The sequence below is a fragment of the Paractinoplanes atraurantiacus genome (assembly GCF_900215205.1).
Classification (GTDB): domain Bacteria; phylum Actinomycetota; class Actinomycetes; order Mycobacteriales; family Micromonosporaceae; genus Actinoplanes; species Actinoplanes atraurantiacus.
Genome location: NZ_OBDY01000062.1, coordinates 1 through 11,371, shown reverse-complemented (window position 1 = coordinate 11,371; position 11,371 = coordinate 1). Strand labels below are relative to the sequence as shown.

Below are 11,371 nucleotides of genomic sequence, written 5' to 3'. Positions count from 1 at the left end.
GGTTCCCGATGTCAGCGACACCAAGACCGATCATTTGTGTACGCCCGGACGGCAGTTCCCGCACGAGTGGACTCATGCGATAGCCGAGTTCGGCCGCCACCCGCCGGATCCGCTCGGCCGTCTCGAAGTTCACCCGCCCCGGCCGCGCGAACGCCCGCGACACGGTCGACGCCGCGACCCCCGCCGCCCGGGCCACGTCGTAGATCGTCGGCGCCCGCTCAGCCACCACACACCTCCCGCAACATGTGGCAACCGCTTGCCGCCCCACCCGAACCGGGCATCAAATAAGGATCATGACCGATCATCCCACCGCCGCCCCGGCCGACGACGCCGTCGGGCGGGTCACGGATCTGCTGGCCGGCGTCGACCGCCTGGGGGTGGCCTTCTCCGGCGGGGTCGACTCGTCGGTGCTGCTCGCGCTGGCCGTCCGGATCCTCGGGCCCGGCCGCGTGGTGGCGATCCTCGGCGTCTCGCCCAGTCTGGCCGCCGACGAGCGGGAAGGCGCCCACACGGTCGCCCGGCACATCGGGGTCCCGGTGGTCGAGATCAGCACCCACGAGGGCGAGGTGGCCGCCTATCAGGCCAACGGCCCCGATCGCTGCTTCCACTGCAAGCACGAGCTCTTCACCCGCATCGACGACGAGGTGGTGGCCGCGCACGGCCTCGACGCGGTTGCCTACGGTGAGAACGCCGACGACGCCCGCCGCCCCGACCGCCCCGGCAGCCGGGCCGCCACCGACCATCGCGTCCTGCGCCCGCTGGCCGACGCCGGCCTCGACAAGGCCGCCGTACGCCACCTGGCCCACGCGTTCGGCCTGCCCAGCGCCGACAAGCCGGCCGCGCCGTGCCTGGCTTCCCGCATCCCGCACTTCACCCCGGTGACCAGGGAGAAACTGGCCCAGATCGAGGCCGCCGAGTCCGCCCTGCGCCGCCTCGGCCTGGGCGACCTGCGGGTGCGCCACCACGGCGACGTGGCCCGCGTCGAGCTCCCCGCCGACGACCTGGTCCGCGCGGTGACCACCCTCCGCGAGGACATCCATGCCGCGGTCGTGGCCGCGGGCTTCCGCTTCGCCGCCCTCGACCTGGCCACCGGCATCCAGTCCGGCGCCTTCACCCTCCCCCTGGTAGCGGCCACCCATGCCTGACTCCGCCCCTCTCACGGATCCGCCCCTCCACCCGAACGGCACCCACCAGGCCGAGTCCGCGAAGCTCGCGGACTTCGCTCGACTCGACGCCGAGCGTTACGCCCGGCGCGGCTATCCCGAGGCCGTCTATTGCGAAGGGAAGACGCCGGTCCAGGTGGCGGCGATCGCGGCGGCGAGTGGGGGAGCGGGCGTCACCCTGTTCACGCGGGCCGGTGCGGAGCACGCCGCGGCCGTGCTGGGTGAGCTGCCGGATGCCTTCTACGACCCGGACGCGGGCCTCCTGGCCCATCCGCCGGAGCCGCCCGCGCCGTCGGGTGGGCTGGTCGTCGTGGTGGCCGCCGGAACATCCGACCTGCGAGTGGCGAAGGAAGCCATGCTCACCGCGGGGTATCTGGGCCGGGAGACCGAACTCGTCGTCGACGTCGGGGTCGCCGGTCTGCACCGGATCCTCGCCCACCTGCCGCTCCTGCGCCGGGCCCGGGTCGTCGTGGTCGCCGCGGGCATGGACGGGGCCCTGCCCAGCGTGGTCGCCGGCCTGATCGCGGCCCCGGTCGTGGCCTTGCCGACCTCGGTGGGCTACGGGGCCGCCTTCGGCGGCCTGGCGCCCCTGCTGTCCATGCTCAACGCCTGCGCGCCCGGCGTCGCGGTGGTCAACATCGACAACGGTTACGGGGCCGGGCATCTGGCGGCCCAGATCGCGGCCCCCGCATGAGGCACGCCTGGATCGACGCGTCGGCCGGGGTGGCCGGGGACATGCTGCTCGCCGCCCTGCACGACGCCGGAGCCGGCCTCGAAGCCCTCCGCGCGGCCGTCGAGGCGGTCGTCCCCGGTTCCGTTGAGATCAGCGTACGTACCGTCTCCCGCGCCGGCCTGCGGGCGCTCAAAGCCGATGTGCGCCCTGTGGCCGGCGACCTGCCGCACCGCGCGTGGCGGGGCATCCGCGACATGCTCGCGGTCGCCGATCTGCGGCCGGGCGTCCGCGACCGGGCGGTCGCCGTGTTCGGGCGCCTGGCCGAGGCGGAGGCGGCGGTGCACGGCGTCGCCGCCGACGAGGTGCACTTCCACGAGGTCGGCGCGCTCGACTCCATCGCCGACGTGGTCGGGGTGTGCGCCGCCCTGGACGACCTCGACGTCAGCACGGTCTCGGCGGGGGAGGTCGCCCTCGGCTCCGGCCGGGTGCGCACCGCCCACGGCGAGCTGCCGGTGCCCGCCCCGGCCGTCGCCGAGCTCTCCCGCGGCTGGCGGGTCCGCTCGGGCGGCCCGGGTGAGCTCGCGACACCGACCGGCATGGCGGTGATCCGGGCCCTGGCCGGCCGCTGCGAGGACCTCCCACCCATGTCCCCGGTGGCGATCGGCGTCGGCGCGGGCGGCCGCGACACCCCCGGCCGCCCGAACGTGGTCCGGGTCTTCGTAGGCGCCGTGGATCCGGTTGCCGCCGCCCAGCCGGCCGTGTTGCTCGAGGCGAATGTGGACGACCTCGACCCGCGGCTGTGGCCGGGGGTCATCGAGGGGCTGATGGCCGCGGGAGCCTCGGACGCCTGGCTGGTGCCGATCCTCATGAAGAAGGGCCGGCCCGCGCAGACCTTGAGCGTGCTCTGCGAGCCCTCGGCGGTCGGCGCGCTGCGAGCCAGGATCTTCCGGGACACGAGCACGCTGGGCGTCCGGGAGTCGCCGCGAGCCAAGACCGCGCTGCCGCGACTCTTCGTGGCGGTCGAGGTCGGAGGCGTGGCCGTGCCGATCAAAGTCGGTCATCTGGACGGGGTGATCGTGCAGGTCATGCCGGAGTTCGCCGACGTGGCCGCCCTCGCCGCGCGGCAGGGCCGCCCCGAGCGGGCCGTGCTCCAGGAGGCGCTCGCCGCCGCGGCCGCGAGCGGCCTCGCCGTGGGAGCGCTGCTGCCTACAGGCCTCGAACCAGGGCCTCGGTCAGGCGGGTCAGGCGGGGAGTGAAGTCGGAGGCGGCGTGGGCCACCCGCTCGTCCTCGGCGTAGAGGCGCGCCAGCGTGGCCGGGGGATGGGCGATCTGCCAGAGGCTGCCGGCGATGCTGGTGACCGCCGCGACCAGGTCCTGCGCGGACTCGCGGGAGAGGTCTGACCCGCGGGTGATGGCGTCGAGCAGCACCTCGAGGGCGGTCAGGGCGGTCAGCTTGTAGTCGCGGACGGCCTCGGCCGAGACCTCGCGCTCCAGGCTGAGCGGCACGTGGGCCAGAAGATCGCAGAAGAGCGGGCGCTCGGCGAGAGTCCCGGCCAGCGTCGCGGCCAGGCCGTCGCCGCTCGGCCGGGTCGCCACCGCCTGCGCCCAGGCGGTCCACTCCTCGGCGGCCAGCGTCAGGAAGATCTCCTCGCGGGAGCCGAAGTAGCGGCGCACGCCGGAGACGTGGACGCCCGCGGCCTGGGCTATCTCGGTCAGCGTGACCGTGCGGAGGCCCTGGGGAGCGGCCAGTGAACGCGCGGCCGCCAGGAGGGCCGCGATGCGTTCCTCCTTGGCCTCGGTGGAGCGGGCGCGCTGAAAGGTGTGTGGCACGACACCATGATAACGCAAGCTCCTTGCGTTGTTAGCGCAAGCATGTTGCGTTAACTTCGGGTGCAGAGCGAAACGAAGGAGCAAGCAATGAACTGGTTCGTCACCGGCAGTTCCCGCGGTCTCGGGCGCGCGATCGTCGAGGAGGCCCTCGCCGCGGGGCACCGCGTCGCGGCCACCGCGCGGAGCGTCGACTCGTTCGGCGAGCTCGCCGCGGCGTACGGAGACAAGCTGTTGCCCTTGGTCCTCGACGTCACCGACGCCGCTCAGGCGCAGACGGCCGTCGACGCCGCGATCGCCGCCTTCGGGCACCTCGACGTCGTCGTGAACAACGCGGGCTACGCCAACCTCGTGCCGATCGAGGACATCACGCTCGACGACTTCCGCGCCCAGATGGACGCCGTCTTCTACGGGACCGTGTATGTGACCAAGGCGGCGCTGCCGCATTTCGTCGAGCGCCGCGCGGGGCACTTCATCCAGGTGACCTCGGTCGGCGGGCGGGGGACCGCCCCGGGTGTGGGCGCCTACCAGTCGGGTAAGTGGGCCGTCGAGGGCTTCTCCGGGGTGCTGGCCAAGGAGACCGGCCCGCTCGGCGTGAAGGTCACGCTGGCCGAGCCGGGCGCCATGCGTACGGACTGGTCGGGCTCGTCGATGGAGATCCCGCCCGTCTCGGCGAACTATGCCGGCACCGTCGGCGCGATGGGGGAGTTCCTGCGCCAGCGGGGCGGCCAGGAGCCGATCGATCCGGTCAAGGTCGCCCGGGTCCTGCTCGACGTGGCCGCGATGGAGCAGCCGCCGCTGCACCTGCCGCTCGGCCGCGATGCCGTCGACATCGTGCGCGGTGAGATGGCGATCCTCAACGCGGAGGACGCCCGGTGGGCCGAGCTCGGCCGATCGGTGGACTTCGACTAGGTACGGTGGGATTTGTGCTCGACATCAGACGGATCTACTACGAGGCGGCCGCGGCCGAGCTGCCGCGCGGCAAAGAGGTCCTGGCCCGCTTCCCCGAGGCCACTCTGGTGGAGGTCGAGTCGCACAATCGCATCCCCGAGTTGTACGGGGATGAGTCGAACGTGAATCGGTGGGTACGTATCAAGCAAGAGGCACTCGTCCTCGGGGTGAAGAAGTCGCTGAGCGCCCGTCCCAACGGGCGCTCAGCCGACTTCATCGCGCCGTCGACCGCCAACGGCTGCGCCATGTCCTGCGCGTACTGCTACGTGCCGCGGCACAAGGGCTACTCCAACCCGATCACCGTCTTCGCCAACATCGACAAGATTTCGGGGTACGTGCAACGGCACGCCGCCCGGCAGGGCGTGAAGCCGGCCGGCAACGAGTGCGACCCGGTGGCCTGGGTCTACGACATCGGCGAGAACTCGGACTGCAGCGTGGACGCGCTCCTCAGCGACAACGTGCGCGACCTCGTCGAGTTGTTCCGGTGGATCCCCACGGCGAAGGCGTCGTTCGCCACCAAATACGTGAACCGGGACCTGCTCGACTGGGATCCCCAGGGGCGCACCCGGGTCCGCTTCTCGCTGATGCCGCAGGCCGACGCGAAGCTGCTGGACATCCGCACCTCGCCCATCGCCGAGCGGATCGCCGCGATCGACGACTTCGTGGCCGCCGGCTACGAGGTTCACGTCAACTTCAGCCCGGTCGTGGTGCGCGACGGCTGGCTCGAGGCCTGGTCGGAGCTCTTCGACCAGCTCGACGCCGGCATCGGGGACGCCGCCCGGCAGCAGCTCGCCTGCGAGGTCATCTTCCTGACCCACAACCGCGACCTGCACGAGGTGAACCTGGGCTGGCATCCGAAGGCCGAGGAGTTGCTCTGGCGCCCCGAGTTGCAGCAGCCGAAGCGGTCGCAGAACGGCAGCTGGAACGTGCGCTACCGCACCGGCAGCAAGGGTCACTACGTCCAGGCCCTGACGGACCTGATCGCCGAGCGGATTCCCTACTGCCGCGTGCGGTACGCCTTCTGACGTCTACTTCGTCGCGCGCCCGGTGAGCTTGTCGCGGAGCCGGTCGACCAGGCCGACGCCGGGGCCGACGAGCTTGTGGAACAGCTCGGCGTTGGGCGCGCTCGGGTGCGGCCGGGTCGGCGCCAGCTTCTTGGCCGTCTCGACCTTGCCCGCCAGCTCGACCAGCTCGCCACGCGGCACGACGCGACGCAGCTCGGGGAACTGCTCCGACTCCTCGTCCCGCACGTGGTCGCGCAGCACCTCCTCGAGCTTGCGCAGCGCCTCGTCGAACTCCGGGCTGGAGACGTCGAGGTCCTCGAGGCGCTTCATCGTCTCCTCGAGCTCCTTGTGCTCCTCGGTGTCGTGCTCGACGGCCTTGTCGCCGTCCGGCAGGTATTTGCGCATCGCCGGGTAGACGTACATCTCCTCGGCGACGGCGTGACGGACCAGCTCGCTGATCGCGGTGTCGGTCAGATCGCGCCGCATCATCGGGTCACGGATCGTCCAGATCTCCCCGATCAGGGCGGTGACGTCCCGGTGGTCGCTGGTCAGGACGTCGACCACGTCGTTGGTCATGATGGCTCCTCGGCATCGATGGACCGTCCGATTACCCCGGCCGGGACCGTCTATCCCTCGCGCCACTCGTCCGTCGTCAGGTGGGATCCGGCCTGCGGGCCCATCAGGAGCATGCCGCCGTCGACGACCCAGGACGAGCCGGTGACGTAGGCCGACTGAGGGCCGGCGAGCATCGCGACCACCGCCGCCACCTCGTTGGCGTCGCCGGGCCGGCCGGCCGGGATGCCGGGACGGTCCACGGTGAACGGGTCGACGTCCTCGTTGCCGGTCATCGGCGTGGCGATCTCGCCCGGCGCGACCGCGTTGACGGTGATGCCGTGGCTCGCCAGCTCCTGCGCCATCACCTTCGTCAGCAGCCCCAGACCGCCTTTGGCCGCGCAGTACGCCCCGGCGCCCACCCGCGGCGCGTGCTCGTGCACGCTCGTGATGTTGATGATCCGGCCGCCCCGGCCGGCGGCCGACATGCGGCGGGCGGCCCGCTGGGCGCAGAGGAACGGCCCGTCCAGGTCGACCGCGAGCACCTCGCGCCACTGCTCGTACCCGGTGTCGATGACCGGCGTCGCGATGCCGGTGCCGGCGCAGTTCACGAGCACGCCCAGGCCGCCCAGGGCGTCCGCGAGCTCGTCCACCACGTCCGCCGCCCCGGGCAGCTCCGTCAGATCGAGGTGGCGCATCTCGGCCCGGCGGCCGGCCGCGCGCACCTTCTCCGCCGTGGCCTTGGCGCCGCTGTCGTCCGACCGGTAGGTGATGCCCACGTCGAAGCCGGACCGGGCGAGCGCCACCGCGATCGCCTCGCCGATTCCGGAGTCGGAGCCCGTCACCACCGCAATCCTGTCGTATCCGTCATAGCGCACAGTCATGCCCCGGTGATTACCCCGTCATCGGGAGCTTATGCGATTCCCAGGTTCCGCATATCGGCCGGACAATTTCCGAAAATAGCTTTCTCCCCGTAAGCGCCGCACGGCGAAGAACAAAAGAAAGGGAATGGACATGGCGTTCCAGAACATCCTCCCGAAGAAGCGCGAAGAGCTGCCCCGCCCGCCGGCCGAGCTGAAGAAGAAGGGCAAGAAGAAGTTCGAGCCGCGCCGCGACGGGAACTGACGGGTCGCACGTGCAGGTGAACTGAGTGGGGCCGGTCCTGTCGGGCCGGCACCCACTCCGGTGGGCAGAAGGAAGTAAGAATGGGCGCGGGGCCGATCTCGGCGCATTCTGGGGCTCGGCGATATCGTGGCTGGCGATCGCCGTCGCGGGCGCTGTCGCCTCCTTTTCCGCGGGCATTCTGGTGACGCTCGCCGGTGAACGATTCCTGTTGCGATTACGCGACCGCGTGTTCGCGCACGTGCAGCGCATCCCGCTCGACTTCCTCGACCAGAGCCGCCTCGGCGACCTGATGACCAGGCTCACCGACGACCTCGAATCGGTCGAGGGTTTCGTCGTGTCCGGCCTGGTCCGCACGGCCACCGCGGCGGTCAGCGTCATCGCGTTCGCCATGGCCGCTCTGCTCGTACGCTGGGACCTCGCTCTCGCCTCTTTCGCCCTGGCCCCTCTGTTCTGGCTGGTGTCGCGGGCGATCGGCGGCCGGTTCCAGGCGGCCGCGGCCGAGGAGCGGGCCGGCAACGGCTGCACCGGCAGGGCCTGGTCTGGTTGCGGGCGCGGATGGCCGAGACGCGGCTGGCCTCCCTCTACGGTCCTCTGGTCGGTGTCGTCGAGACGATCTGTGTGCTGACCGTCCTGGGCCTGGGCGTGTGGGAGCTGGCGGCCGGCCGGGTGAGCCTCGGCGGTCTGCTGTCGTTCGCCGCCGATCCCGGCGACCTGGTGCTGCTCGCCGGGCCGAGCGGCGCCGGCAAGTCGACCGTGACGAAGCTGTTGCTGCGCTTCTACGACCCGACGGCCGGGCGGATCCTGCTCGACGGCGTCGACATCCGGCGCCTGCCGGTGCGCACGCTGCGCGCCAACGTCACCCTGTTGCACCAGGAGAGCCAGCTCTTCGCCGGCAGCCTCTACGACAACATCGCCTACGGCCGCCCGTCGGCGACCGCGTGGGAGGTCGAGGCCGCGGCCCGCGCCGCCGACGCCCACGATTTCATCACCGCGATGCCCGAGGGCTACCGCACCGACGTGGGCCACCGCGGCCGGCTGCTCTCCGGCGGCCAGCGCCAGCGGGTGGCCATCGCCCGGGCCCTGCTGCGCGACACCCCCGTCCTGGTGCTGGACGAGCCCACCGCCGGCCTGGACCGCGAATCGGCGGCCCGGATCATGGGCCCGCTGCGCCGCCTGATGGCCGGGCGCACCACCATCCTGATCACCCACGACACCCATCTCGACGTCTCACCGACCCGGGTGGTCCGCATCCCGGTCGGCTGAAAATCCACTTCTGTCGCTGTAACGTTCTGGCTCTGTTCACCTACTCTCTGATACACAGAAGATCACCGATCTTGGAGGTCTTCTGTGTACAGCACCACCTGGCGTCGCGGGGGCGCCGCCTTCGCCGTCACCACGGCCCTGCTGGCCGTCTCGGCCGCGCCGGCCTTCGCCGACGTGACCGGGGAGTTCGAAAGCGGCGTCATCTCGCCCACCTCGAACGCCAAGGCGGCATCGGAGACGGCGGCCGGCGGAGGGGCCGCCGTGGAGATGTGGGACCCCAGCAGCGTGACGCTGTCGGTCACCAACGGCACCGCCCCCACCTCGGCCTACAAGGTCCGGGCCCGGCAGGAGATCTGCGGCCCGGCGGCGGCGCAGATGGTGGTCAAGGTGGACGGTGTGACCGCCGGGACCTTCACCGTCTCGGCCACGACCTACACCGACTACACGGTGACCGGCAACTGGGCCGCCGGGGCGCACACGATCGCCGTGAGCTTCCCCAACGCGTACCACAACAGCGACTGCATCGCCCGGGAGCTGTGGGTGGACCGGGTCACCGCGGTGCCGGCCGCCACCGGGCCGGTCTACTACGTCGACCAGACCGCTCCCGCCGGCGGCAACGGCACCTCGGCCGCCACCGCGTGGGACGCGATCAGCGACGTCAACGCGGCGAACCTCCCGTCCGGCGCCACCGTCCTGTTCAAGACGGGGCAGACGTTCGCCACGGCGGCCCTGGTCGCCGACAACGCCGGGGTCACCTATGGTTCGTACGGCGGTGGCGCCCGCCCGGTCTTCGACGGCGGCGGCAGCACCTACCCGATCACCATCAGCGCCCCACTCGTGACGGTGAAGGACGTGCACGTGCGCAACGCCGGCCAGGCCGACAAGATCGGTCTGGTCGTGAACGCCCCCGACGCCAAGGTGCAGGGCGTGACGGCCACCGGCAACGCCATCGGCATTCAGGCGATGGACGGCGCGCACCGGCTGCGCGTCACCGCGAGCACCGTCACCGACAACACCACCGTCATCGCCCCCGGCGGCCCGAACGACGACTACGGCGCGAGCGGCATCGTGGTCCTCGACGCCGACGACGTCGAGATCGACCACAACACGATCAGCCGCAACGTCGGCCCGTCGCCGGACTTCCAGTTCGACGGCTCGGCCGTGGAGATCTTCGGCGGCGTCGGCACGTCGGTCCACCACAACGTCGCCGTCGACAACCAGACCTTCTCCGAGCTGGGCGACAACCGGACGGCGAACACGCGCTTCTTCGACAACCTGGTCACCACGTCGGCCTCGTTCAGCGCCGGTCAGGTCCTCGGCATCAACGTGCAGGGCAGCGAGGGCGACTTCGGCGTCGTCAAGAACACGGTCATCACGAACAACACCTTCGTGCTGCGCAACCCCGACGCCGGCGTGCTGATCGTCGGCCGGGACGCCGACGCGACCTTCCACAACAACATCGTCGAGGCCGACCAGTCGGGCTTCACCTATCAGCCGATCGACGAGGGTCACAACGTCTACTACGGCGAGTACTACAACGGCGTCACCTCGACCGCCAACACCAGCACCGAGGGCGGCATCGCGCCCTCCTCGACCGCGGCGAACCCGCTGTTCGTGTCGAGCACCGACTATCACCTGCAGACCGGTTCACCGGCCAGGAACAGGGGCGTCAGCGCGTACGGGGTGACGACCGACCTCGACAACCTTCCCCGCCTCTACGGCAGCGGGGTCGACGCCGGGGCGTACGAGCGCCAGTCCAACTAGACGAGTAAGTCCTTATTCGGATTAGTGGTCGTAGGCGATCAGTGACCTGGTCAGGGGTTGTCCGGTGGTGCGGTTGTGCCAGATCGCGGCGGTCATGGCGAGCAGGCGTTGGGCGACGCGGGCGCCGACGCCTTCGATGCTGCGGCCGCCGTGCAGTTCCAGATCGAGTTGGCCTTTGAGCGTGTCATTGACTGACTCGATCAGCTGACGAACGGGTTTGAGCAGGTGCTCACCGGGGTGTGGGGTGCGGTTGCGGTAAGACGGTCGCAGCAACCGGATTCCACGCTCGGTCAGCCACCGGTCGAGTTCGGCGGACACGTAGCCCTTGTCAGCGATGATGATCTGCCCGGCCCGCGACGTCAGTAGCTGTGGATCTTCCTCCAGAGCGGCGGCCAGGACGTGCCGCTCATCGGTCTTGGCGGTGGCCAGGGACCAGGCGATCGGCAGCCCGGCCGGGGTGCAGATCAGATGCAGGCGCAGTCCCCAGAAGAACCGCGAGTGTGACGAGCAGTAGCCGTAGCCGGCCCAGCCGGCCAGCTCGGAGCGTTTGACGGTCGGCCGGGACCGTCCGCATTCCACCGGCGTGGAGTCGGTGACCCACACATCGTCGTGCCACAGATCGGTGTCGGCGGCGATCAGCCGGATCGCTCGTTTCAGCAACGGCAGCGCCGCTCGCAAACGCTTGTTGTAGCCCGATTGCCCGGGCAGATAGGGGAACGCGCCGGGTAGATGCCGTGGCAGGAACCGTAGCCACCGGGCCTCCGAGCGGATCCCGAGCAGGGCCTGAGCCACCGCCACGGTCAGCAGTTCAGCGTCGGAAAGCCTGGGTGGGCGCCCGACCCGAGGTGGCCGCCCGAGCCAGTCGTCGATCTTCACGTACAGTGCGGTCAGAAGGGTGTTGAGGTCTGTCGTCACAAACGGATCATCAACACCCTTCACCTTTACGCCTGACTACATCTGCACGTATGCATGTCACCTGCACACGACATGTGTGCAGTGCACCTGTGCATGTACACGCGACTAGAAGGCGTTAGGAATTACTCGTCTAG

At 70.7% G+C, this 11,371-nt stretch carries 13 protein-coding genes; 8 read left to right on the top strand and 5 right to left on the bottom strand.

The window, feature by feature from the left end:
- Positions 1 to 226: LacI family DNA-binding transcriptional regulator (locus CRP55_RS51155; protein WP_218855238.1), on the bottom strand; the 226-nt coding region annotated here is incomplete at its 3' end.
- A gap of 67 nt (positions 227 to 293) precedes the next feature.
- Between CRP55_RS51155 and larE the strand changes: the two genes are divergently transcribed.
- The 3 genes from larE to larC are packed head-to-tail and all read left to right on the top strand — an operon-like array spanning position 294 to position 3,092.
- On the top strand, positions 294 to 1,145 hold the full coding sequence (gene larE, locus CRP55_RS51150; RefSeq protein ID WP_097329383.1) for an ATP-dependent sacrificial sulfur transferase LarE: 852 nt from the start codon (positions 294 to 296) through the stop codon (positions 1,143 to 1,145).
- A complete protein-coding gene (larB, locus tag CRP55_RS51145; RefSeq protein WP_097329382.1) occupies positions 1,138 to 1,857 on the top strand; it encodes a nickel pincer cofactor biosynthesis protein LarB in 720 nt (239 codons plus the stop codon). The genes larE and larB overlap by 8 nt, the downstream gene beginning before the upstream one ends.
- Complete coding sequence (gene larC / locus CRP55_RS51140; RefSeq protein ID WP_097329381.1) at positions 1,854 to 3,092, top strand: nickel pincer cofactor biosynthesis protein LarC; 1,239 nt, start codon at positions 1,854 to 1,856, stop codon at positions 3,090 to 3,092. The genes larB and larC overlap by 4 nt, the downstream gene beginning before the upstream one ends.
- Here larC and CRP55_RS51135 read toward each other — a convergent pair.
- Positions 3,043 to 3,666: a TetR family transcriptional regulator gene (locus tag CRP55_RS51135; protein ID WP_218855236.1), complete on the bottom strand. Its 624-nt coding sequence runs from the start codon at positions 3,664 to 3,666 to the stop codon at positions 3,043 to 3,045. The genes larC and CRP55_RS51135 overlap by 50 nt on opposite strands.
- An 87-nt stretch (positions 3,667 to 3,753) precedes the next feature.
- Here CRP55_RS51135 and CRP55_RS51130 point away from each other — a divergent pair, with 87 nt between their 5' ends.
- Together CRP55_RS51130 and CRP55_RS51125 are read left to right on the top strand one after the other, a co-directional pair.
- Entirely contained in the window at positions 3,754 to 4,575 is an 822-nt protein-coding gene (locus CRP55_RS51130) for an SDR family NAD(P)-dependent oxidoreductase (RefSeq protein ID WP_097329379.1), read from the top strand.
- Positions 4,576 to 4,589: 14 nt separating this feature from the next.
- Positions 4,590 to 5,639 carry a spore photoproduct lyase family protein gene (locus CRP55_RS51125; RefSeq protein ID WP_245924031.1) on the top strand — a complete coding sequence of 350 codons (1,050 nt, stop codon included), beginning with the start codon at positions 4,590 to 4,592 and terminating at the stop codon, positions 5,637 to 5,639.
- Positions 5,640 to 5,642: 3 nt separating this feature from the next.
- Here the strand turns inward: CRP55_RS51125 and CRP55_RS51120 are convergent, their stop codons facing one another.
- Together CRP55_RS51120 and CRP55_RS51115 are read right to left on the bottom strand one after the other, a co-directional pair.
- Positions 5,643 to 6,194, bottom strand: a complete 552-nt coding sequence (locus CRP55_RS51120) for a hemerythrin domain-containing protein (protein WP_097329377.1) — start codon at positions 6,192 to 6,194, stop codon at positions 5,643 to 5,645.
- 50 nt (positions 6,195 to 6,244) lie between these two features.
- On the bottom strand, positions 6,245 to 7,054 hold the full coding sequence (locus CRP55_RS51115) for an SDR family oxidoreductase (RefSeq protein WP_097329376.1): 810 nt from the start codon (positions 7,052 to 7,054) through the stop codon (positions 6,245 to 6,247).
- 266 nt (positions 7,055 to 7,320) lie between these two features.
- Here CRP55_RS51115 and CRP55_RS54260 point away from each other — a divergent pair, with 266 nt between their 5' ends.
- From CRP55_RS54260 to CRP55_RS51105, 3 genes are all read left to right on the top strand, one after another.
- Positions 7,321 to 7,920, top strand: a complete 600-nt coding sequence (locus CRP55_RS54260; protein ID WP_218855235.1) for an ABC transporter transmembrane domain-containing protein — start codon at positions 7,321 to 7,323, stop codon at positions 7,918 to 7,920.
- Positions 7,851 to 8,558 (top strand): ATP-binding cassette domain-containing protein, encoded by a 708-nt coding sequence (locus CRP55_RS54255; RefSeq protein WP_218855233.1) that lies wholly within the window; start codon positions 7,851 to 7,853, stop codon positions 8,556 to 8,558. The genes CRP55_RS54260 and CRP55_RS54255 overlap by 70 nt, the downstream gene beginning before the upstream one ends.
- Positions 8,559 to 8,642: 84 nt before the next feature.
- Complete coding sequence (locus CRP55_RS51105; protein WP_097329375.1) at positions 8,643 to 10,322, top strand: carbohydrate-binding domain-containing protein; 1,680 nt, start codon at positions 8,643 to 8,645, stop codon at positions 10,320 to 10,322.
- Between the two features lie 21 nt (positions 10,323 to 10,343).
- On the opposite strand, the gene CRP55_RS51100 is transcribed toward CRP55_RS51105, so the two are convergent.
- The gene (locus tag CRP55_RS51100; RefSeq protein WP_097327380.1) at positions 10,344 to 11,237 is read right to left on the bottom strand and encodes an IS982 family transposase; all 894 of its coding nucleotides are present in this window, start codon (positions 11,235 to 11,237) and stop codon (positions 10,344 to 10,346) included.
- Positions 11,238 to 11,371 lie beyond the last annotated feature (134 nt).

What these genes read in the sequence shown, in the direction of transcription:
- CRP55_RS51120 (WP_097329377.1), bottom strand. Translation starts at nt 6,194, where the DNA reads ATGACCAACGACGTGGTCGACGTCCTGACCAGCGACCACCGGGACGTC.
- larB (WP_097329382.1), top strand. Translation starts at nt 1,138, where the DNA reads ATGCCTGACTCCGCCCCTCTCACGGATCCGCCCCTCCACCCGAACGGC.
- CRP55_RS51115 (WP_097329376.1), bottom strand. Translation starts at nt 7,054, where the DNA reads ATGACTGTGCGCTATGACGGATACGACAGGATTGCGGTGGTGACGGGC.
- CRP55_RS51130 (WP_097329379.1), top strand. Translation starts at nt 3,754, where the DNA reads ATGAACTGGTTCGTCACCGGCAGTTCCCGCGGTCTCGGGCGCGCGATC.
- CRP55_RS54255 (WP_218855233.1), top strand. Translation starts at nt 7,851, where the DNA reads ATGGCCGAGACGCGGCTGGCCTCCCTCTACGGTCCTCTGGTCGGTGTC.
- larC (WP_097329381.1), top strand. Translation starts at nt 1,854, where the DNA reads ATGAGGCACGCCTGGATCGACGCGTCGGCCGGGGTGGCCGGGGACATG.
- larE (WP_097329383.1), top strand. Translation starts at nt 294, where the DNA reads ATGACCGATCATCCCACCGCCGCCCCGGCCGACGACGCCGTCGGGCGG.